The following is a 21,980-nucleotide window of genomic DNA, read 5'->3' as shown; positions in this document are numbered from 1 at the left end:
CCCTCAGTCCCATTCCAGGCCGCCGCGCCGCCATACGTACGCGTACGCGACGAAGACGGTGAGCACGAAGAGCAGCATCTCCACGAGCCCGAAAACACCCAGGGCGTCGAAGGTGACGGCCCAGGGGTAGAGGAAGACGATCTCGATGTCGAAGACGATGAAGAGCATCGCCGTCAGGTAGTACTTGATGGGGAAGCGCCCGCCGCCGGCCGGCGTGGGGGTCGGCTCGATCCCGCACTCGTAGGCCTCGAGCTTGGCCCGGTTGTACCGCTTCGGACCGATCAGCGTGGCCATGACCACGGAGAAGATCGCAAAGCCTGCCCCGAGGGCTCCCAGTACGAGGATGGGCGCATACGCGTTCACCGCTCCTCGCTCCTCTCAGTCGGCACTGACTGCTGGCGATGGCGTCGGGTTCACTTCCCCCTCACGTGCCCCACGAGCCCCGTTCGTCCCGACGAAGATCGCGAACATGTGAAGCAGGTCACAAGCCCAACTGACCCGCATCTTATGCCCGCCGGTCTGTGATCTGCGACACGGGGTATTGCACAAGCTTTGTGATCTCCACCACCTGACGAAGGATCATGAAGTCGGATGAGCGGTGATCTTCGTACGTGAAGCGTCCGAGCGATCACCAGAGGTGACATTTTGGCTCGTCGGCGCAGTTGAGGAGGGGTGCGGGAGCGACGTCTCCATATCAAGAGTCTTCACGTGCATGCAAATTGGCGCTGGACATCACCGCTTGATAGTGCGCGGCGTTCACACCCGCGAGGGGGTCGCGGGGCGCGATGTGGACGCGTGCGCGCGTTCACGAGCGGGTGACGGCGAGGGGTGCGCGCGTGACGCAGCCGCTGCCGTAACCGTTGCGTGACCTCCACCACATCGATGAGAGGTCTCTGAGAACCGGGCTTGGCCACCGGTCCCAACCGATGGTAGGCGCGGGGCAATTCGGGCGTAACGATGAAAGACCGTGATCACGGCCATGATGGGCTGTGCCCGCAATGTCCGTTACGGCGTCAATAAAGAACGCCACGCCCGGGATTCGAGGGACTGGTTGAACAACTGTGGCGCAGGACACGTTTCTTGAAGGTATGGAGGAGCCCCTGATACCGGTTGTTCTCATGTCCCACACCGCTCACATACGCAGCCACCGGAAACCCCGCCGCAGCGCGACGACTTCGCTCGCCGTGCGTGCCGGTGTTGCCGGTGGCGTCCTCAGCATGGCGGCGGCGGGCGCGTCGGCCTCGGCGAGCGCCGCCGAGACGACGCAGACGCTCGAACTGCCCACGCTCACGGCCGACCTGGCCGCCCAGGTCGCCCAGTCCGCGGACGCCACGCAGCAGGCCGCCGCGAACTACGAGCTGGAGGCCGAGCGTGACGCGGCCGCCGCCGCGGCCGCCAAGGAGGCCAAGAAGGACCTCGCCGAGGCGAAGAAGAAGGCGGAAGCCAAGAAGAAGGCCGAGGAGGCCCGCAAGGCCGCCGCCGAGGCCGCCGCCTCGCGTTCCTCGGAGCGGACCACCCTCTCCGCGTCCACGACCGCCTCGGCGCCCGCCAGCGGCTCCGTCGCGACCGTCATCGCCTTCCTCAAGGCCCAGGTGGGCGACGCCTACGTCATGGGCGGCACCGGCCCCAACGCGTGGGACTGCTCCGGCCTGGTCCAGGCCGCGTTCAAGCAGGTCGGCGTCGACCTGCCGCGCGTCTCGCAGGACCAGTCGATGTCCGGCACCGACGTGTCCCTGTCCAACCTGCAGGTGGGCGACGTCCTGTACTGGGGCGCCAAGGGCTCCGCGTACCACGTGGGCGTCTACATCGGCAACGGCCAGTACCTGGACGCGGCCAACCCGTCCAAGGGCGTTGTCATCCAGGACCTGTCCGGTTACCCGGCGACGGGTGCCGTGCGCGTACTCTGACAAAACGCGCACGCGCGCACAGAACGTCGGAAGGGCCGCAGCCGCTCGGGGGCAGCGGCCCTTCCGCCTGTCCCCGTGGCGGTCCGAACGGTCCGCGTCCGACAGCGCGTTGAGGCGAGCGCGCCGGCCGCGGCTCTTACCGGCCAGGAAGCGTCTGCGGGTGTGGCCGAGGGGCCGTTGTGTGTGGTCTGTTGTCAGGGGCGACGGAGGGTAGGGAGCGGCCTCGGAGGCCGGAAGCCCGATGACCCACCGCCCTCAGCGACACCACACCCCGAGGAGAAACGCACTCATGCCCAGTGTGTTCGTACAAGGCAGGCCCGTTGACTCGTATCCGCCGCTCGCGCCCGACGCCCGCCGCGGAAGGGTCCGGCGCATCACGGAGGTCGGCGAGCAGGTCCTGCACAAGCCGTGCCGGGACGTGACCGAGTTCGGGCCGGATCTCGCCGCCCTGATCGACGACATGTTCCTGACGATGTACATCGCGGACGGGGCCGGCCTCGCGGCGAACCAGGTCGGCGTCGATCTGCGGGTGTTCGTCTACGACTGCCCGGACGACGACGGGGCCCGGCACGTCGGGCACATCGTCAACCCGGTGCTCGACGAGGCCCCGGCCGGACGCAGGCTCCTCGACGACCACGAGGGCTGCCTGTCCGTCCCCGGCGCCGTGATGGACGTACCGCGCCCGGACCGGGCCGTCGTGCGCGGGTACGACAAGGACGGGGCACCGCTCGTCATCGAGGGCACGGGGTACTTCGCCCGGTGCCTGGCGCACGAGACGGACCACTGCGACGGGCACGTCTACCTGGACCGGCTGTCGAAGCGCGAACGCAGGGACGCGCTGCGTCAGGTGGCGGACCGGCGGGACGAGGTGTTCGCCCGCCGGAGCGCCAACATCGAGGCTCTGGACGGCTAGTTACGCCTTCGGCGCCACCTTGCTCAGCCCGTTGATGATCCGGTCCATCGCGTCGCCGCCCGTCGGGTCGGTGAGGTTGGCCAGCATCTTCAGGGTGAACTTCATGAGCAGCGGGTGCGTCAGGCCGCGCTGGGTCGCGATCTTCATGACCTTCGGGTTGCCGATGAGCTTCACGAAGGCGCGACCCAGCGTGTAGTAGCCGCCGTAGGTGTCCTTGAGGACCTGCGGGTAGCGCTGGAGCGCGATCTCACGCTGGGCCGGCGTGGCCCGCGCGTGGGCCTGGACGATGACGTCGGCGGCGATCTGGCCGGACTCCATGGCGTAGGCGATGCCCTCGCCGTTGAAGGGGTTCACCAGGCCGCCGGCGTCGCCGACGAGCAGCAGCCCGCGCGTGTAGTGCGGCTGGCGGTTGAAGGCCATGGGGAGGGCCGCGCCGCGGATCGGCCCGGTCATGTTCTCCGGCGTGTAGCCCCACTCCTCCGGCATCGAGGCGCACCAGGCCTTCAGCACCTCGCGCCAGTCCAGCTCCTTGAAGGAGTCGGAGGTGTTGAGGACGCCGAGGCCCACGTTGGACGTGCCGTCGCCCATGCCGAAGATCCAGCCGTAGCCCGGCAGGAGGCGCGGCTCGGGGCCGCGGCGGTCCCACAGCTCCAGCCAGGACTCCAGGTAGTCGTCCTCGTGGCGCGGCGACTCGAAGTACGTCCGTACGGCGACGCCCATCGGGCGGTCCTCGCGGCGGTGCAGGCCCATCGCCAGGGAGAGGCGTGTGGAGTTGCCGTCGGCGGCGACGACCAGCGGGGCGTGGAAGGTGACCTCGCGCTTCTCGCCGGAGTCGCCGAGCTTGGCGTGGACGCCGGTGATGCGGCCGGTGCGGTCGTCGATGATCGGGGCGCCGACGTTGCAGCGCTCGTACAGCCGGGCGCCCGCCTTCTGGGCCTGCCGGGCGAGCTGCTCGTCGAAGTCGTCGCGCTTGCGGACGAGGCCGTAGTCCGGGAAGGAGGCGAGTTCCGGCCAGTCGAGCTGGAGCCGGACACCGCCGCCGATGATGCGCAGGCCCTTGTTGCGCAGCCAGCCGGCTTCCTCGGAGATGTCGATGCCCATGGCGACGAGCTGCTTGGTGGCGCGCGGGGTGAGGCCGTCACCGCAGACCTTCTCGCGCGGGAACGCCGTCTTCTCCAGCAGGAGGACGTCGAGACCGGCCTTGGCGAGGTAGTACGCGGTCGTGGAGCCGGCCGGCCCCGCGCCGACGACGATGACGTCGGCGGTGTTCTCGGAAAGGGGCTCGGGGTGGGGCTCGGTCACGGCGGTCACGGCGGGATCTCCCCAAGTTCGAAATCTGCGTGCCGACTAGCACTGGACATGGGCAGTCTATTCAGCACGATTGATCACCCGGCTGAAGGGCTGCCCCGTGAACCGAGCTCTCCCCGTAGTACGGCTGCGTGTCCCCACCGACGAGGACGCCGTCGCCTGGCACCGGCTCTTCGACGACCCGGACGTCATGGAGTTCCACGGGGGCCGTTCCGCGGAGCTGTACGTCTACGAGGAACTCACCGCCCGCCAGCGCCGGCACGACGCCGAGCTGGGCTTCTGTCTGTGGACCATGCTCGACGAGGACGACCGGGTCATCGGCTTCACCGGCGCGCAGCCGTGGCCGCAGGAGTGGGGGCCGAAGGGCGAGATCGAGATCGGCTGGCGGCTGGGGCGGGCGTACTGGGGCAAGGGGTACGCCACCGCCGCCGCGCGGGAGACGCTGGAACGGCTCCGGGCGGCGGGCGTGCCGGACGTGGTGGCGATGGTCAGACCGGGCAACGAGCGCTCGGTCGCGGTCGCCCGGCGCCTCGGCATGGAGCTCGCGGAGACCTTCCCGCACCCGCGGCTCCCGGAGGACGCGCTCTGCTTCCGGCTCGACCTGCGAGACGGTCACACACGGTAACCAACTGTCACAGATAGCCACTTGGCGCTTCCGGACGGCACCCCCGGGCGGTTACCCTTCAGATACCGCTGGGGGTGACATCTGTGCGCATAACACCGCAAAAAACACCCGAAGTGCGCGTACCGCGACTGGTCGGCCTGATGGCCATGGACGCGCGCCGGACGGCAGAGGCGACCGGCCTCTTCCTGAACGCTCCGGACCGGCCCGACTTCCGTCAGACCGTCGTCGAGTACGTCGTACGGCAGTACCCGCAGCCCAATGCCGAGGTGCCGCGTGATTCCGTGATCTACGTGTGGTTCGACTTCGGCGAAGGGGAGGGCGGCGGCGGAGTGCGCGAGCCGCGCGTCCCCAGGCCCCCCACAGGTGGCCTCCAGCGTGAGCTGGACGAGCCGGGAGACCCGTACGTGTCCGTCAGCTCTGCGTGAAGCGGGACGCCGGACCGGCCTGAAGCCGCCGTCAGACCTGCTTGAAGCCCCGGTGCAGGGCCACGACCCCGCCCGTCAGGTTCCGCCACGCCACCTTCGACCAGCCGGCCTTCTGCAGATGCCCGGCGAGCGCTGCCTGGTCGGGCCAGGCGCGGATCGACTCGGCGAGGTAGACGTACGCCTCGGGGTTCGAGGAGACCGCGCGCGCGACCGGCGGGAGGGCGCGCATCAGGTACTCGGTGTAGACCGTGCGGAAGGGCGCCCAGGTCGGGTGCGAGAACTCGCAGATGACCACCCGGCCGCCGGGCTTGGTCACCCGGTACATCTCGCGCAGCCCGGCGTCGAAGTCCTGCACGTTGCGCAGCCCGAAGGAGATGGTGACGGCGTCGAAGGTGTCGTCCTTGAACGGCAGCCTCGTCGCGTCGCCGGCCGTGAGCGGCAGCCACGGGTGCTTCTTCTTGCCGACCTGGAGCATGCCGAGCGAGAAGTCGCAGGGCACGACGTACGCCCCGGTCTGCGCGAACGGCAGCGAGGAGGTCGCCGTACCGGCCGCCAGGTCCAGGATCTTCTGGGCGGGCCGGGCGTCGACCGCCTTCGCGACCTCCTTGCGCCACACCCGGTCCTGGCCGAGCGACAGCACGTCGTTCGTCAGGTCGTACCGTTCCGCCACGTCGTCGAACATCGAGGCGACTTCGTGCGGCTGCTTGTTCAGGGAAGCGCGGGTCACGGGCCCATTCTTGCAGCCGCCCTCACAGAACAAGCCTCGGCCTCTGCTTCGCCGCCACGTCCTCCACCCATCCGCACGCCGGCACGAACCCCGCGATCAGCACCCAGCCGATCCCGAACGTGACGACAATGCACTTCCCGGACATCAGGGAGGCTTTATGGGTCGGAAACTCGGGTTCCTGAGGCCGGCGGCGGGGCTCGGTTGCCTGTTCGCCCTGGCCACGGCGGGGTGCTCGGCGGACACCGACGCGGCGTCCGACGCGGCGCCGCCGAAGAGCTCCGCGGCACCGTCGCCGGCGTCGTCCGTCACCTCGTACGCCCCCTACGTCAGCGCCACCGAGGCCTCCGGCACCGACTCCGCCGGGGCGCCGACGACGTACAACCTGGCCTTCGTGATCTCGGACGGCAGCAGCTGCACCCCGAAGTGGGACGGCACGACCGCGATCGACAACTCGGCTGTGGTGTCCCGGATTTCGGCGCTCAAGCAGGACGGGGCGAGCGTGCGGGTCTCCTTCGGCGGGGCGTCCGGTCCGGAGCTGGCGGAGGTCTGCGACAGTGCGGAGGAGCTGGCGGAGGCGTACGGCGACGCCCTCGACGCGGCCGGTTCCACCCAGGCCGACTTCGACATCGAGGGCGACGCGCTGACCGACTCCGACTCGGTGGAGCTGCGGTCGGAGGCGATAGCGCTGCTCCACGAGGAGCGCGGCGGCGTGACCGTGGCCTTCACGCTGCCCGTGATGCCGTCGGGGCTCGACGACGACGCCCTCGCGTTGCTGGAGTCCGCCAACAACAGTGCGGTGCAGGTCTCGACGGTCAATCTCATGACCATGAACTACGCGGAGTCGTACGACGGGGACATGGGCGACTACGCGATCACCTCGGCGAAGGCCGCGCACAGGCAGTTGCGGGACGTCTTCGGTACGTCCGCCGCGACCGCGTGGGGTGGGATGGCGCTCACGTCGATGATCGGCACGAATGACGTGGACGGGGAGACGTTCACGCTGTCCGATGCCGCTCAACTGCGGGAGTTCGCGGAGGAGAAGGGGGTGGGGTGGGTGTCGATGTGGGCGACGTTCCGGGATCAGGAATGCACCGGGGACGCGGATGCCCTGGTCAACTGCAGTGGGGTGGCGCAGAGTTCGGGGGCGTTCGGGGAGGCGTTGGCGGGCTAGCGACGCCGGTGGACCAGCCGTCCGGCGCACACCGTCGCGATGCACTCGCCGTCCTCGGCGAACACGGCGAGGTCGGCCCTGCCGGTCTGCCGGATCAACGTCCACTGCACCCGCGGCAGCACCACCACGTCGTTGCGCTCGGCCGCCGCGCGGAGTTCGGGGGTGTCGGCGTACTCCTCCAGGACCGCCACCGCCCCCGACCTCAGCACGGCGTGGATGCGCTCGCGTGGACTCGGAGCGTCCGGAAGGGGACCCTCGTGGATGCGCGCGGGCCCCAGAACACCCGGCCAGGTGCGCACGCGGACGTCCGGGAAACGCTCGCGCAGTTCCGCCAGCGTGCCCACGGCGGCGATCCGATTCTGCTCCACCAGGACGGCGCCGTCCTTGATCGGCTCAGCCGTCCACGTGAGCCGCACCTCGTCCGCGGCATGCAGCGTGCGCACTAGTTGGACGCGAGGATCTTCAACTCGGGGTGCGCGGTGCCGCCCTCGATCGCCGTCGACGAGATGTGGGACATGACGCGCGCGTCCACCGGGTCGTTCGCCGGGTCGTCGTGGACGACGAGGTGCTCGTACGTCGTGGAGCGCTGGGCCGGGGTCCGCCCCGCCGTGCGGATCATGTCGATCATTTCCTGGAGGTTGGAGCGGTGCTTGGCACCGGCCGCCGAGACGACGTTCTCCTCCAGCATCACCGAGCCGAGGTCGTCCGCGCCGTAGTGCAGCGTCAGCTGGCCCGCGTCCTGGCCCGTGGTCAGCCAGGAGCCCTGGATGTGGGCGATGTTGTCCATGAAGAGCCGGGCGACCGCGATCATCCGCAGGTACTCGAGGATCGTGGCCTGGGTCCGGCCCTTGAGGTGGTTGTTCATCGGCTGGTAGAGGTACGGGATGAAGGCCCGGAAGCCCCCGGTCCGGTCCTGCACGTCACGGATCATCCGCAGGTGCTCGATGCGCTCGGCGTTCGTCTCGCCCGTGCCCATGAGCATGGTGGAGGTGGACTCGACGCCCAGCCGGTGGGCCGTCTCCATGATCTCCAGCCAGCGCTCGCCGGACTCCTTCAGCGGCGCGATGGCCTTGCGCGGCCGCTCGGGCAGCAGCTCCGCACCGGCGCCGGCGAAGGAGTCGAGACCGGCGGCGTGGATCCGCTGGATCGCCTCCTCCACACTGACCTTGGAGATGCGGGCCATGTGCTCGACCTCGCTCGCCCCCAGGCTGTGGATGACGAGCTGCGGGAACGCCTCCTTGATGGCGGCGAAGTGCTTCTCGTAGTACTCCACGCCGTAGTCCGGGTGGTGCCCGCCCTGGAACATGATCTGCGTGCCACCGAGCTCGACGGTCTCGGCACAGCGCCGCAGGATGTCGTCCAGGTCGCGCGTCCAGCCGTTCTTCGTGTCCTTCGGCGGCGCGTAGAAGGCGCAGAACTTGCACGCCGTGACGCACACGTTCGTGTAGTTGATGTTCCGCTCGATGATGTACGTCGCGATGTGCTCCGTACCCGCGTACCGCCGGCGGCGTACCGCGTCGGCGGCGGCACCCAGCGCGTGCAGCGGGGCGTCGCGGTAGAGGTCGAGCGCCTCTTCAGGGGTGATCCGCCCACCGGCGGCGGCGCGGTCGAGGACGGACTGAAGGTCGGCCTTCTCGGTCACCGGAGCGTCCCTTTCGTCAAGGGTTGTGGACGGAAGCATCCATGTGCACGGACCCGGCCAGCCTACGCCAGGCCGACTTCCGGACCGACGTCAGGCCGCGTACGCCCCGATCAGCACGCCCAGGAACGCCCCCATGATCAGGAACGGGCCGAACGGGATCGCCGTCTTCCGCCCCGCTTTCCGTACGACGATCAGCGCGCCCCCGTACAGCGCCCCCAGCAGGAACCCGGCGAACGTCCCGAGCATGACCGTCGCCCAGCCGTACCAGCCGAGCACCGCCCCCGTCCCGAGCGCCAGTTTCACGTCGCCGAAGCCCATGCCGGCCGGGTTGATGAGGAAGAGCACGAAGTAGCCGCCGCCGAGGGCGAGGGAGCCGAAGAGGGCGTGGAGCCAGTCGCCGGTGTGCTCGGGCACGAACGCCATCACGCCGAGCAGGGCGAGCGCGGCGGCGGCGAAGGGCAGGGTCAGCGGGTCGGGCAGCCGCTGCACCTTCAGGTCCACGACCGCGAGCAGCACACCGACCGGCGCCAGCAGCAGCCAGACGCCGATCTCGGGCCGGGTGCCGGTGGCGGCGGCGAGGGCGGCGCAGACGACGGCGGTGACGAGGGAGAGGAGGGCGGTGGAGGGGCCGTAGGACTGGGGGCAGAGGGTGCAGCGGCCGGGGCCGAGCCACCCCCGTACCGAATGCCCGCCGGGGCACGCCTCCCGCCACGGCTCCCCCGCGGGTGCCGAGAACCGGTAGGCGGCTCTCGGCAGCAGCGCGCCCGCCGCCGCGCCCCACAGCGCGGCGGCTGCCATGAGGAGCCAGGTACTCATCCCACGGCCGCGACGCCGTCGCGCCACGTCGGCAGCAGCTCGTCGAGCAGCGCTTCGGTGCGCGGCGGCAGCCCGCGGGCGCCGCTGCGGGAGATCAGGTCCGCGGCGAGGGCCTGGAGACGGGCGGTGTCGCCGGTGGCGTGGGTGGCGCGGAGCAGTTCGTGCCAGAGGCGCTCGTCGCCCGGCGCGGAGTTGAGGGCCGCGTTCAGCGCCTCGATGGCCTTCTCCGCGCGGTCCTTGACCAGGTGGAACTCGGAGAGCGCGAGGCCGATGTCCGCGACCAGCAGCGGGAGTTGGGCGTCGATGATCTCGTGGGTGAGCCAGCGGTAGCGTCCCTCGGGCCGGTCGGCGAGGAGCGGACCGCGCACCAGCACGAGCGCGTCGGTGAGCAGCCGGCCGCGCACGACCCGGCTGTCGACGCCGCGTCCCTGCGTGGCCTCGTGGTAGAGCGAGCGCAGTACGTCGAGGTCCGAGACGACGGACTTGGCGAGCGTGAGCCGTCCGGTGGAGTCGGCCTTCAGGCGCGGGCTGCCGTCGGGGTCGGTGCCGAGCCAGGCGCGCAGCCGGTCGAGCAGGGCCTCGCGGACGTCGTCGGTGACACCGCGCGGCCACAGCGCCGAGGACAGCACGCGCGGGTGGACGCCCTCACGGTGCAGGAGCAGCAGGGCGAGCGCCTCGTGGAGGAGGGCGCTCCGGTCGCCGTCCGGGGTGTCGAGACCGATGATCTCGTACGGCCCCACGAGGCGCGCGTACACAGCGGGCCGCCCCTGCTCGCTGATGTCGACGAGGAACGGCGGCGCGGTGGCCGGTCCCTGCGGTTCGCGCTCGGGGTCGGACTCGACGAACAGCTCGACGACCGCGCGCTGCAACGGCACGGGCAGCAGCTGGGCGTCGAGTTCGAGGCCGAGCAGCGGGGCGAGCAGCTTGCCCTCGCCGGTGACCTCCATCTCCCAGGCGGCGCCGGGCAGATCGCCGCTCTCGGTGCCGACGAGGTAGCCGATGCCGAGGCGGCTGGCGTCGGCGGCGAGTTCGGCGAGCTTCATCGCGTCGTCGGCGGACGGCTCGGCGGCGAGGAGGACGAGGTGCGGGGCCCAACGGGTGTGCTGGGCGGGCCCGGTGCGCCCGGTGAGGACCGAGTCATGACCGGCGGCGCCCAAGGCCCCCCGCCGCTGCCGGGTCTCGGCGTCCATCGTCTCGATCAGGTCGTCGACGCTGTCGAGGTGGCGGAGCCGGTTGGGAGCGAGCGGCGTGAGGTCCTCGCCGAAGCCGACGAGGGTGATGGTCATGCGGTCCGACCAGCCGTTGGTGGCGAGTTCGGCGGCGACGGAGGCGAAGACGGCGGCGCGGTCGGCCTCGCTGCCGGAGAGGGAGACGAGGCCGGGCACCGATTCCAGGTTCAGCAGCAGCCGGGAGTCGTCCATGGTGCCGAGGCTGACCAGGCCCGGGTACGGGGCGGCGGCGTCGACGTCCTCGTACCGCTCGGCGTCGGTGCGGGCGAGCATCCAGAACGTCTGGTCCTGTCCGAGCTGCCAGGGCGCGGGCGGGTTCCCGGACGGCTGGGCGAGCTGGAGGTGGAGGTCGCCGTTGCCGCTGAGCCAGGCCGCGTACGCGGTGGGCAGCGGGCGGGACTCGGCACCGAGGGACGCGGCGAGTCCGCGCAGGGAACGGTCGAGCAGGCGTACGCCTTCGGGATCGGCGCCCACGAGAAGGGCGTCCTGCGCGTCGGCGGCGTCCCCGGTCGGCGTGGGCGGCTCCATGCCGCGCCGCCCGCCGACGGCACCGAACGCCGACTGCCACAGGGCCTGCCGGCGACGCCGGCCGAGGGCGCCGAGGAGGCCGGCGGCGAGGAGGGGGGCTCCGATGAGGGCCTGCGGGAGGCCGAAGGAGGATTCCTCGCTGGAGGAAGCGGCCTGCTGGTGCTGCTCGTGGCTGGGCTGCTGGTCGGGGGCGGGGCGCTGTTCGGGGAGGGAGACCTGGGAGGCGCCGGTACCGCCGCCGCTGCCCTGTGCGTGGTCGCCGCCCTGCTGGTGGCCGCCGCCTTGCGCGTGGTCGCCGGTCTTGCCGTAGTCGTGGATCTGCTGCTGGGCGGCGGAGCCACCGGCGGCCTCGGGCATCTCGACGAGGTCGCCGCCGCGCGCGTCGCCCGGCATCTCCATGATCCAGCCGGGGCGGATGAGGCTGGCCTCGGACAGCTTGGAGCCGTCGGGCTGCACACGGTCCTTGTTGAGCTCGAAGATCTCCTTGTACCGGCGGCCGTCGCCGAGGTGGCGCTCGGCGATCTCCCAGAGGGAGTCGTGGTGCCGGCCCTCGGGGGGCTGGATCCGGTAGTACTTCGTGTCGTCGGACTTGGCGGTGCTGCCGCCTTGCGCGTCCGCGTGGGCGGCGGCCTGGGAGGCCTGCTCGGCGAGGGCGGCGGCGGTGCTGGCCGCCTGCTCCTGCTGCTGGGCGAAGAGGCCGGGGGTCTGCTGGGCGGCGGCGACGGTACCGCGCTGGTTGCCGTCGAGGCTGTGCTGCCCGATCTGCGACAGCCCCGGCGTGAGGCTGGCGGCCGTGGCGCCGACGAGGAGCAGTGCGGCGACGAGCTGCCGGGCGAGGATCTGACTGGGCCCGGCGCCCGGGACGCGCCCCGGTACCCCGACTCCCGAGACGGCGGCCTTTATCTCCACGAGCACACAGGCGGTGAACTGCGCCCAGGCGAGCCAGACGATGACGGTGAGGATGTGGAGGAAGGTGCCGACGGTGATCTCGTTCTGCAGCCACTCCAGCTTCGGCATCCCGCTCGGCAACGGCCACCCGACCGTCATGGCGAGCGCGCCAGGGACTCCGACGACCAGGACGGCGAGCGCGACGAACGCGAAGAACGCCTTCACGAAGTCCCCGAACGTACGCCGCCGGATCCGCACGGGCTGCGGGGTCCGGTTGCGCGGCGTGGCCGAGGTGGTGGTGTTTCCCGTCGAGCTTGACGAGCTTGAGCTGCGGCGTCGTGCCATGGCGGGCGTCCTGGGTCGTGTGAGGAGGAGGTGGATACGAGGGAGTACGAGAGTGCACTGAGCGTACAGAGATCTTATGTACGGCGTCGAAGAGCGGGCAGGCCCTGTGGAAAACCCCGCTCGCGCTCCCCGCACAGTTCCTCACGACCTGCCGGACAGGCCGGAGTTGCCCTGCTTTCACCCCCTGAGCCATGTGCACCGTTCGCGACTGCCACGCGACACCCTCACGTTCCCCACACAATCCCCCGCAGCCCCACAGGGGTGCATTACCCGCCCCTGATAGCTTCGTTGTCTATTGCACACGCCGAACCTCGGGGGAGATCCATCGTGGCCCGCCGCACCCTGCCCGTCACCGCCGCCGCGTTCGCCACGATGGCGGCGCTTCTGCTCTCCGCGTGCGGTGGGGGTGGGGATTCGTCGTCGGATGACATCAAGGGGGCGGATACGGGGGCGGGGAGTCCGTCGGCTTCGGCTTCCGTGTCGGCGTCGCCTGCGGCGGACAGACCGGATGTGAGTCTTCCGAAGGATTTGGAGCTTGTCTTCGACTTCGAGAAGCCTTCGAACGCGGACAACGCCGCAGCCCTCGCCGATGCGGAGAACTACATCCGAGCGCTCAACCACGGCATCACGGAGCAGAACCCCTCCGACCCCGCCTATCAGTACTACTCCGCCGGGGACGCCGCCAGGTACGCGAACACCCAGATCAAGGATTACGTGAAGGGCGGCTGGACGCTCACGGGCACGGACCGCTACTTCCGGGCGGAGACCAGCGCGGCAGGCGACTCGAAGTCGGTGAAGCTCGTGCGCGTGGCTTTCTGCGAGGACCAGTCCAGGGTCTACGGCAAGGAAGTGCAGAGCGGAAAGGTCCTGAAGACCGAGGGAAGCTCCAACGACTTCCTCAAGTTCGACCTCCTCATGGCCTTTCCGAAGGGCTCGCAGGTGTGGCGCGCCCAGCAGATCACCGTGAAGGAGAAGGCGACGGAATGCGCGGGGTGATCTCATTGCGGCGAGCGGGCTCGGTAGTTCTGGCCCTTACCGCGGGAGTCCTCGTCTGGGGTGCGGGCGCCGCGTCCGCCGCCAAGCCCGTGCCCGGCGGTCACGACACCACTGAGAGCAGCGCCGACGGGAAGACCCTGTTGGCCTCCGCCGGCCAGTCCCGTATCAAGGTCACCCAGGTCAGCGGCCCCAAGGGCGGCAAACGTGGTGCGGTCTCCTCCGTGGACGTCAACTGGAAGCCGCCGGCGTGCTGGTACGAGCCGGTCTTCACACCCGCGTCACTGAAGGACTTCTCGGAGAACACCGGTGTCGGGGACGTCGGCATCCACGAGTACTGGGCCGGCAAGGAACTTTGGACGGACTACTACCGGGACGAGAAGTCCACGATCAACTACTTCGAGGAGGGGAAGTCGGTCGAGGGCTACAAGAACTACAACCTCGGCCAGGACGGCTACTTCTGGCGCAGCGTGGCCCCGGACATCTCCGACCCGGACTCCTGGGACTGCACCCGCATCATGTTCTGGCAGCCGGCAGGCCAGATCCCGAAGATCGCCCACGCGCCGACCCCCGAGACACTGGCGGACTACGCCTACAACAGGGTGCAGGTTCCCGACACCGAGATCGAGCTGAAGCCGGCCACCAAGTCCACGGTGAACCTGCCCACTTGGGTCTGGCTGGACAAGGGCACCTTCCAGGAAGTCAAGGTCCGCGCCGAGCTCCCGAACACGGGCCTGTGGGCGGAGACGACGGCGAAGCCGATCGCCCTGCATCTGAACCCCGGCACGGAGGACGCCCAGACCTTCCCCGCCTCCGGCGACTGCGAGATCAACGCGGACGGCTCGATCGGCACCCCGTACTCCACGGGCGACGCCGACAAGACCCCGCCCTGCGGCATCCGTTACCTGAAGGCCACGAACGGCACGCCGTACCAGCTCTCCGCGTCCGTGACCTGGCAGATCACCTGGGAGGGCTCGGACGGCACCGGCGGCGATCTGCCGGACGGCACGTTCGAGACGACGCAGGACATGAACGTCCAGGAGATCCAGGCGATCAACCGCTGACCTTTCAGAAACCGGCCGTGCCCCACACCCTGAGGAGAAGAGACCCTCGATGACGCCGTCGTCGTACCGCACCCGCCCCTGGACCAACCCCGCGCTCGGCATGGCCACCGCGGTCGCCGTGGTCACCCTCACCGCATGCGGCGGCGGTGCGAGCGCCGACGGCGCGAACGGCGACGCCTCCGCGAGCGCCGCCGCGCCTCAGGGCGTACTGACCGCGAAGGCCGCCGCCTCGGTGGTCGACCACTACGAGAAGGTCAACAACAAGGCCAACGCGGCGCTCGACAAGGAGCTTCTGGGCACGGTCGAGGCCGGCCAGCTCTACGCCATGGACAAGGCGAGCTACACCCTCATCGCGACCCTCTCGAAGAAGGACCAGAAGGCCTACCGCTCCCCGTTCACCTACCAGGACCGGCGGTACGTGATCCCGGCGAAGGGCACGGCCACGTGGTTCGCGGTCCAGGCCAAGTCGAGCGACACCGGGCACAACTCGTCGTTCATGGTCTTCGACAAGGTGGACAGCGCCTACAAGTTGGTGCTGACCGTGTGGGCCGAGGACGGAGAGGCGTTGCCCGAGCCCGCTCTCGACAAGAACGGCCTCGCCGAAGCCGTGAACCCCGGTACGAAGGTCGGCAAGTTCGCCCCGCCCGACGTGGGCGCAGCTTACGAGGACCTCCTTGAGACCGGGGGCGCGAAGGCGGGCAAGAACCTCGCCTCCACGACACTGGTCAAGCAGGCTCTGAAGACCTACAAGGACAGCAGCACCAACGGCACGGCCGACGGCATTGCTACCAAGAAGTTCTTCACCAAGCCCCCCGCCGACCCGAGCGTGTACGCGCTGCGGACCGCAGACGGCGGGGTCCTCGCCCTCTTCCCGCTTGCGCACACCCAGGAAATCCTGCTGAAGGAGGCCTACCGCTCCAGCCGTTCACTCGTACCCAGCGAGGAACAGTCGGCTCTCGGCGCCGCCAGGGGCGATCTGATCACCGACCGGTTCGAGGGGAAGGGCATGGCCGAACTGACGCCGACGGCCGCGCGGATCACGGCTCTCGATTGGCAGCACGTCGATTCCCGGTGAGCGGACACCTCGATTCGTCATGCCCGATCATCAGCCGCCAGCAGCTCTTCCAGCCACTGATCGTAAGCTCGGAAACCCGCTTTGCCGTATTCCGGTGCATCCGAGTCCGGACGGAGAATGTCCGGCAAGCAGGAGACCCGCCACATCCTGAAAATGTCCGTTGGCATGGTTCGGCTCGTCGGGCAGGCCAACTCGGACGCGATTCGCAGCACTTCAGCGATCCGAGCCGCCCCTTGCCTGGCCTCCGTGCCGGCCGCGATGGCGGCTGTGATCAGAGCCTGCAAGAAATACGTCAGTTGCAGGTCCGCCGCCATGCGGCACATGCGCCTCACCACAGCGGGCTCTTCGAGGCGTTCAAGGGGCTGTGGAACTCCCGTGACGCCGGCGGACCACAGCAGCAGGAACGCCGCGGGCACCTCGTGATCACGGAATCGGCCCAGCTCGTCGACGATCGCCATGGCCGCGTCGCTGAACCGGCAGACCGAGCGGATTCCATCGAGCAGTCTTTCCACATCAGGCTGTCGGCGCGTCAGAAAGTCGCCCACCGAAACCTTGGAGAGCTCCCAGGTGCCGGTGGAGTTGACAGCGCCGACCTCCACCACGCCTCCCAGCGGCCCGAAGACTGCTCGTGCGAGCCTGTCCTCCGGGATGGGAGTGATCTGCTCGGACATGTCGATCCGCCTCACAACTTCGAACTTTCAATCCAGGGAAACTAGAACTGGCCCATCATGTGCTGGATGATCGCATCTCGCTGCGGCAGGGCCCTGGGCGACCCGGCATTCAAGATGTTCACGCCTTCCTCGGTGTCCACGAAATACTCCGGCTGCCGTCCGGCAGGGCCGCTGTGTTCCCGCAGGACCGAGTCCGCGAATGAACGGGGCACTTCTGTGCGCACCACCACGCCCTCGGGTCCGGCGTACTGTGTGGCAGCCCTGTTGAAATCGTCCGTCAGGTAGACACCGGCGTCCGGAGTGTATTCGCGCTGGAGGTCATTGGAACGCCCCAGCGAGAATTCGTCCCCGCTCCAGTTACGCGACCCGTGATAGAGCGTCACCATGTCCTCGTCGCAGGACATGAGGCCGAAGGGATCGATCTGCCGCCACGGGTTGGTCACGTACCCGTACGGGTTCGGAGCGGGACTCAGGCCGAGCGGGTCGAGCGTGGTGTAACGGGCGGTCTCAGGGTCGTAGTGCCGGTGATAGTTGTAGTGCAGGGCCGATTCCAGATCGTGGTACTGACCTGGGAACCTCAGCGGCGTGTACGCACTGCTCTGCTTGGGCCAAGCCGTGGCCCCCCACACCGTGCGCCGGGCCCGCCAGGCCACGTCGCCCTGTGGGGCGACCAGTTCGGTGGGCGTTCCGATCAGATCGGTGACGACCGCGAAGAACCTGGAGTCGATCTCCTCCTGCGTCGCTGAGTCGGTCAGCCGCTCGGTCTGGGTGATCGGCCGCAGCCCGTCGTACTCCCAGGTGAGGGTGACCGGATGCGGCATTTCGGGGCCGACGGCGGTCTGCTCGACAAGGGTCGGGCCGTCCCAGGTGAAGTCGGTCCTCTCCACGATGGTGCAACCGTCGTCGGCAAGCCGTTCCTTCGCGATACGACGACCGAGGGGATCGTAGACGTAACGCCACACCTTGCCGTCCGGCGTGACCACTGATGTCAGCCGGTCTTCCGCGTCCCAGGAATAACGCCATACGTCGGGCTTGCGGGACAGCCTCGTCCTGCGCCGCTCCACCACGCGCCCTGCCGGGTCGTATGTGTAGCGCACGGCACCCGCGTGATCCAGCCGCATGCCGGAGTACGAGCGTTCCCCCGCGGCCTCTTCGACGCCTCGGTAGCCCGACCAGGACGCCGCCGAGATCTGCCCGGCCGAGTCGTACGTGTAACTCTCCGAGCGGCCCTCGGCTTCGACTCCGCGGATGCGCCCCATCGCGTCGACGTCCAGGTCCACCAGGCCGTCGAAGGCGTCCTGAAGTCGGACGAGATGGCGATGCGGGCCGTACTCGTAGGTGCGGCTCTGTACCGGCCTACCGGCCGCCGTCCAGTGCTGGCCCACGGACCGCCCTGTCGAGTCCCAGACCTGGTCGAGGCGCAGAGCGTCGTCGATCAAACGCGCCGTCTCCTGCCCGGCCGGGTCATGGGCGAAGTCGACGGTGTGGCCGGAACTGCTCAGGCGCCTGGTACGGCCGAGGGCGTCACGGTCGTAGGTTGCGCGAACCCCGGTCGGCGTCACCCGCTCCACGCGGCGGCCCACCGCGTCGTACGCCGACGTCAGTCGGCGTCCGTTGACGTGCTCGCCGACGGTCCGTCCGAGGCTGTCCCGCTCCAGACGGAGGTCGCAGTCGGGGCTTTCGGCACGGATCAGCCGACCCATGGCGTCGTACGCGTACCTGGTGGTCTCGTCGCCGGTCGTCCTGGCGAGGAGCCGTCCCATGCTGTCGTACGCGTAACCGACGCTCTGCCCCGCTTGGTTGACCTTTCGCTCGAGTCGTCCGGCGCGGTCGCGTTCGTACACCGTGCACCGGTCGTCGAAGTCCGTCTCGGCGACGAGGCGGCCTGCGGAGTCGTAGGCGTACCGCCAGCGCAGCCCGAGCGGGTTGGTCACCTGGGTCATGCGCAGTGAGGAGTCGTACGCGAACTCGTACCGGGCGCCGTCGGGTCCTGTCTGTGCCGTCAGCAGGTCGAAGGGCCCGTACTCGAAGGTCGTCCGCGCACCTCCCGAGGCGCTGTGGGACGTGCAGTTGCCCTCGCCGTCATAAGTCCAGGTCTCCTGCGAGCCGTCTGGTGCGACGATGCGGGACACCCGGCCGTCGACGGTCCACAGCAGGCTGGTGGTGTTGCCCAGCGGATCGGTGACCCTGCTGAGCCTTCCGAACGGATCGTAGGAGCGGGTCGCCTGGTCGCCCAGCGCGCTGACCGTGCTGATCCGCAGGCCCGCGGGGTTGCACTTGACGCGTGTGGTCGCACCCAGGGGATCGGTGACGGAGACGAGGGCACCGCGCTCGTCGTAGGCGAACCGGGTGAGGGCGCCGTTCGGATCGGTGGTCGACACCCGGTTGCCGCGCTCGTCGTAGCAGTGCTCCCAGACCCCGCCGTCCGGCTGGACGATGCGGGTCGGCAGGTGGAGCGCGTTGTACTGCGCCGTGGCGGCACCGCCGTCGGGCAGCGAGACGCGGACCGGCCTGCCGAGGTCGTCGTTCTCGTAGCAGGTGGTGTTGCCGAGCGGATCGGTGCGCGAGAGGAGGTGGTGGTGCTCGTCGTACGTGCTGCGGGCGACGCCCCCGAGGGGGTCAATCGTGGCGACGACCTGGCTGTGGTCGTTGACGACGAAGCGGGTGACCTCGCCGTCGGCGGAGGTGTAGGTGGTGATGCTGGCGTCGGACCAGACCGGATCGGCTCCCTCGTAGGCGAAGGTGCCGCCGAGGTAACCGTGTGCACCGGTCTGGGAGACGCATCGGTTCAGGTCGTCGTAGGTGTACTTGTAGCGGACGCCGTTGCGATCGGTCCACGAGGTGAGGCGCAGTCGCTCGTCGTATGTGAACTTCAGGGCAAGACCGGAGGAGTTGACGACCTCAGCGAGATTGCCCTCGGTGTATCCATAGCGCCTGATCGTGACGTCGGAGCCGTCGTCCGCCGCGCCCGCCAGTTTCAGTTCGGTGACGCGACCGTCCTCCGTGGCGACGGTGAGGACGTAGCCACCGGAGTGCCGGACGGCCAGCGGGATGCCCGACTCGTCGTACTCGAAGCTGATGCTGTTGCCGTTGCGGTCGGTGATCTCCGCGATGGCGGCCGTGCCGTCCGACGTGGGCGCGCGGAAGCGACGGGACCTGCCGGTGAACGGGTCTTCGAGCAGGTAGTTGCCGTCGTCCAGTCGCAAGAGCGGCATGCGCGGGCCGTTCACGGGCAACCAAGGGCCCGTCACGGCGTCCGCGTTCCGGTAGACGAGCAGCATTCCGTCTTCCGTGACGAAGACGGTCTCGTCGTCGTCGATCTCGAGACGCTGATCGAGCGTGGAGGCCCAAGTCGGCCCGAACCACCAGCCGCAGCGATAGCCCGACGTCAGACGGCGGGTGAACTCCAGGGGCAGAGTGCCGGGAAGGGAGATGTCGGTCTCCGAGAGGAACACCTCACCGGTCGCCACATCGACGGGGTCGCCACAGCCGGTGATCTTGCTCTTGAGCCGGCTGTACGCGCCCTTCGCGCCGTCGGCCACAGCGGTCTTGGCGCTCTTTCCCAGCCCCTTGACGCCTTGGGCCATGCCCTTGAGCCCCAACTTGCCGAAGGTCTTCATCCCCTTGGCGAGGCCACCGAGTGTGGTCAGGCCCTTCATGCCGGGTATGCAATCCAGCGCGGCCAGGCCTACGTCCCACAAGGAGGCCTGGCCCTTGGAATATTTGTAGAGCGTGTCCGCGAGCACGACGAGGGCCGCGATCAGCACGATCGCCCCGAGGATCGGCCCACCGATGATCATCGCGATCACACCGACGACCGCTACGACGATCTTGCAGACGGCGACGATGTTGTCCCAGTTGTCCGTGAACCAGTCCCCGACCTCCTCCCACCACGACCGGTTCTGAATACCGGCGTCGGACGCCTCGTCGATCTTCGTCTTCGCGGTGTGCGCGGCCTCCTCACGCATCTTGCGCGCGTCCTCGGCCATCTTCTTCGCCGCCGCCAGCGCACCCTGCGCGTTGTTCACGTCCGTCTGCGCGCTGGTCTGCGCGGACTTGGCGTGCTGAGCATCCCGGGTGGCGGCACGGACCTTGCCCTCGTCCGGCTTGTCGCCGCCGGACTTGCTGCCGGTGGGATCGTCCTTGTACTTGTCGGCTTCCTTGTTCGCCCGCGTCACCCATGAATCGGCGGACGCGAGGCGGGAGTTGGCCGAGGACAGATCACTCTGCGCCTCACGCCCCTTAGCGAGAGCCCGGTCGGCCAACGCCTGGGCGCGCTCCAGCTTCGGCCAGAAGTCAGCGAGAGCGTCCCCGCACAACTCGTACGACTTCTTCAGCTTCTTCAGGTTCTTCGGAACGTCCCCGAACTCGTCCTTGAAGACCTCCGCCGACTTGCCCGCCCACTCCAGCAGGGTGTCCTCACCCGCCATGCCATTGACCAGACGGAGTGCATCCGAGACATCGTCGGCGAAGTCGTGCAGCGTCCTGGCCAGAATCTTGATCCGGTCCGGATCACCCGGCGTCGGATCCTTGTCCAGATCCAGGACATGCCAGTCCGTGGGCCGATGCCCCGCCATACCGCAACCCCCGTCACGCGCGCATCACGTTCAACAGCTATGTGCACACGCGAACCTACAGGGAACGGCCGTTCGGTGCGAGAAGCGGCATGCCATCAGGGCCGACGGTGACCGCGCAGCGCCCGCCACGCCTCGCCGACCGCCTCCAACGGCCGTAGCCACCACCACAGCAGCATCCTCCGCACCCTCCCGTACACCCACCGCCGCTTCAGCCATGGCGGCAGGTCCCGGAACGGTACGAACGTCAGCGTGTCGTCGATCGCGTGGTCGGCGGCACCGCCGAGGCCCTCGGCGCGCAGGGCCTCGTACAGCTCCGGGGTCAGGCGGCCGTCGAGGCGGGCCAGGTGGGCGATCGCGGTGAAGGGGAAGTCCCGGCCCCGGCCCGGCAGCAGCAGCTCCAGGGCGCGGATGATCCGCGGGGCAACCACCTCCGGCGGGCAGTTGAGGGCGAGGCCGATCACCGCGGCGCCCAGACGGTCGTCGTTGCGGTCGAGCGCGGCGTCCACTTCGGCCGGGTCGTCCATGCCGAGCAGGCCTTCGCCGGTTTCCCAGTTCCAGGCGCGTGTCATCGGGTCATCACGTTCGTGGGGAGGTGCGGAAGTGCGGAGAGGAAGGCGTCCACCTCTCGTTGCAGGGAGCGCGGGAGGTTGACCAGCACGGCCGCGGTGTCCCTCATCACGCCGGCCCAGCCAGGGGCCTCCGTCATGTCGGCCCAAGCTTCCGGCCGTCTGGTGACCACCGCGTAGAGCAGATCGTCGTCGTACCATCCGCCGGCCGCCTGGCGGGGTGCGGTGTCCCGGAGGATCTCCACGGCCAGTGGAAGCAGCCAGGGCAGGCCGACGTCCTGACCGATCAGGCGCGCTAGCTCATGCGGTTCGAGCAGACCGACCGGACGGCGGCGCAACTCATGGACGTTCCTGACCATGGCGGTCGTGGCCTGGGGCGGATCGGGCCAGCGTTGCCCATCGAGTTGTTCGAGAGATTGGCTGCGGTCGATGGGCTGAGGCACGGGGCGTGATCCTTTCCTGCTTGCTTGATGCTCGCGCTCCGTTTGGGGCGGCTCGGGATCGGTGGCT

General features: G+C 69.2%; 19 protein-coding genes. 8 read left to right on the top strand and 11 right to left on the bottom strand.

All coding sequences use genetic code 11. The features are described 5' to 3' along the window. Positions 1-3: 3 nt before the first annotated feature. A complete protein-coding gene (locus tag EJC51_RS28525; RefSeq protein ID WP_007383963.1) occupies positions 4-363 on the bottom strand; it encodes an NADH-quinone oxidoreductase subunit A in 360 nt (119 codons plus the stop codon). A 725-nt stretch (positions 364-1,088) separates the two neighbouring features. Here EJC51_RS28525 and EJC51_RS28520 point away from each other — a divergent pair. Both EJC51_RS28520 and def read left to right on the top strand, forming a co-directional pair. Next, the gene (locus EJC51_RS28520; protein ID WP_109497682.1) at positions 1,089-1,907 is read left to right on the top strand and encodes a C40 family peptidase; all 819 of its coding nucleotides are present in this window, start codon (positions 1,089-1,091) and stop codon (positions 1,905-1,907) included. 289 nt (positions 1,908-2,196) lie between these two features. Then, the gene (gene def, locus EJC51_RS28515) at positions 2,197-2,820 is read left to right on the top strand and encodes a peptide deformylase (protein WP_126273708.1); all 624 of its coding nucleotides are present in this window, start codon (positions 2,197-2,199) and stop codon (positions 2,818-2,820) included. On the opposite strand, the gene EJC51_RS28510 is transcribed toward def, so the two are convergent. Next, positions 2,821-4,131, bottom strand: coding sequence for a geranylgeranyl reductase family protein (locus EJC51_RS28510; RefSeq protein WP_373559679.1), 1,311 nt, complete (start codon positions 4,129-4,131; stop codon positions 2,821-2,823). 97 nt (positions 4,132-4,228) lie between these two features. On the opposite strand from EJC51_RS28510, the gene EJC51_RS28505 reads away from it, so the two are divergent. Both EJC51_RS28505 and EJC51_RS28500 read left to right on the top strand, forming a co-directional pair. Beyond that, a complete protein-coding gene (locus EJC51_RS28505; protein ID WP_126273707.1) occupies positions 4,229-4,753 on the top strand; it encodes a GNAT family N-acetyltransferase in 525 nt (174 codons plus the stop codon). A gap of 113 nt (positions 4,754-4,866) precedes the next feature. Beyond that, on the top strand, positions 4,867-5,178 hold the full coding sequence (locus EJC51_RS28500) for a PASTA domain-containing protein (protein WP_126273706.1): 312 nt from the start codon (positions 4,867-4,869) through the stop codon (positions 5,176-5,178). Positions 5,179-5,209: 31 nt separating this feature from the next. On the opposite strand, the gene EJC51_RS28495 is transcribed toward EJC51_RS28500, so the two are convergent. Further along, positions 5,210-5,905, bottom strand: a complete 696-nt coding sequence (locus EJC51_RS28495; protein WP_126273705.1) for a demethylmenaquinone methyltransferase — start codon at positions 5,903-5,905, stop codon at positions 5,210-5,212. 157 nt (positions 5,906-6,062) lie between these two features. Between EJC51_RS28495 and EJC51_RS28490 the strand changes: the two genes are divergently transcribed. Next, positions 6,063-7,076 carry a chitinase gene (locus tag EJC51_RS28490; RefSeq protein WP_126273704.1) on the top strand — a complete coding sequence of 338 codons (1,014 nt, stop codon included), beginning with the start codon at positions 6,063-6,065 and terminating at the stop codon, positions 7,074-7,076. Here EJC51_RS28490 and EJC51_RS28485 read toward each other — a convergent pair. The 4 genes from EJC51_RS28485 to EJC51_RS28470 form a co-directional block, all read right to left on the bottom strand. Beyond that, complete coding sequence (locus tag EJC51_RS28485) at positions 7,073-7,519, bottom strand: imidazolonepropionase-like domain-containing protein (RefSeq protein ID WP_126273703.1); 447 nt, start codon at positions 7,517-7,519, stop codon at positions 7,073-7,075. The two genes, EJC51_RS28490 and EJC51_RS28485, sit on opposite strands and share 4 nt — an antisense overlap. Further along, the gene (gene mqnC / locus EJC51_RS28480) at positions 7,519-8,718 is read right to left on the bottom strand and encodes a cyclic dehypoxanthinyl futalosine synthase (RefSeq protein WP_126273702.1); all 1,200 of its coding nucleotides are present in this window, start codon (positions 8,716-8,718) and stop codon (positions 7,519-7,521) included. Before mqnC ends, EJC51_RS28485 begins: the two co-directional genes overlap by 1 nt. Before the next feature lie 90 nt (positions 8,719-8,808). Next, positions 8,809-9,534, bottom strand: a complete 726-nt coding sequence (locus tag EJC51_RS28475; RefSeq protein WP_126273701.1) for a prepilin peptidase — start codon at positions 9,532-9,534, stop codon at positions 8,809-8,811. Next, on the bottom strand, positions 9,531-12,524 hold the full coding sequence (locus EJC51_RS28470) for a BTAD domain-containing putative transcriptional regulator (protein ID WP_126273700.1): 2,994 nt from the start codon (positions 12,522-12,524) through the stop codon (positions 9,531-9,533). The genes EJC51_RS28475 and EJC51_RS28470 overlap by 4 nt, the downstream gene beginning before the upstream one ends. Positions 12,525-13,034: 510 nt before the next feature. Here EJC51_RS28470 and EJC51_RS28465 point away from each other — a divergent pair. Genes EJC51_RS28465 through EJC51_RS28455 form a run of 3 tightly spaced genes read left to right on the top strand, consistent with a single transcriptional unit; the run spans position 13,035 to position 15,656 of the window. Next, positions 13,035-13,520, top strand: a complete 486-nt coding sequence (locus EJC51_RS28465) for a hypothetical protein (RefSeq protein ID WP_244362892.1) — start codon at positions 13,035-13,037, stop codon at positions 13,518-13,520. Further along, positions 13,508-14,581, top strand: coding sequence for a hypothetical protein (locus tag EJC51_RS28460; protein WP_126273698.1), 1,074 nt, complete (start codon positions 13,508-13,510; stop codon positions 14,579-14,581). Before EJC51_RS28465 ends, EJC51_RS28460 begins: the two co-directional genes overlap by 13 nt. 49 nt (positions 14,582-14,630) lie before the next feature. Then, on the top strand, positions 14,631-15,656 hold the full coding sequence (locus EJC51_RS28455) for a DUF8094 domain-containing protein (protein WP_126273697.1): 1,026 nt from the start codon (positions 14,631-14,633) through the stop codon (positions 15,654-15,656). A 17-nt stretch (positions 15,657-15,673) separates the two neighbouring features. Here EJC51_RS28455 and EJC51_RS28450 read toward each other — a convergent pair whose 3' ends face one another. The 4 genes from EJC51_RS28450 to EJC51_RS28435 form a co-directional block, all read right to left on the bottom strand. Beyond that, entirely contained in the window at positions 15,674-16,327 is a 654-nt protein-coding gene (locus EJC51_RS28450; protein WP_126273696.1) for a hypothetical protein, read from the bottom strand. Between the two features lie 41 nt (positions 16,328-16,368). Then, complete coding sequence (locus EJC51_RS28445; RefSeq protein WP_126273695.1) at positions 16,369-20,904, bottom strand: DUF6531 domain-containing protein; 4,536 nt, start codon at positions 20,902-20,904, stop codon at positions 16,369-16,371. 95 nt (positions 20,905-20,999) lie between these two features. Beyond that, complete coding sequence (locus EJC51_RS28440) at positions 21,000-21,473, bottom strand: hypothetical protein (RefSeq protein WP_126273694.1); 474 nt, start codon at positions 21,471-21,473, stop codon at positions 21,000-21,002. Continuing rightward, positions 21,470-21,913, bottom strand: coding sequence for a contact-dependent growth inhibition system immunity protein (locus EJC51_RS28435; RefSeq protein WP_126273693.1), 444 nt, complete (start codon positions 21,911-21,913; stop codon positions 21,470-21,472). The genes EJC51_RS28440 and EJC51_RS28435 overlap by 4 nt, the downstream gene beginning before the upstream one ends. Between the last annotated feature and the right edge of the window lie 67 nt (positions 21,914-21,980).

The organism is Streptomyces aquilus, from assembly GCF_003955715.1.
Lineage (GTDB): Bacteria > Actinomycetota > Actinomycetes > Streptomycetales > Streptomycetaceae > Streptomyces > Streptomyces aquilus.
The sequence above is the reverse complement of the archived record's forward strand: the minus strand, read 5'-3'. Positions and strand labels throughout refer to the sequence as shown.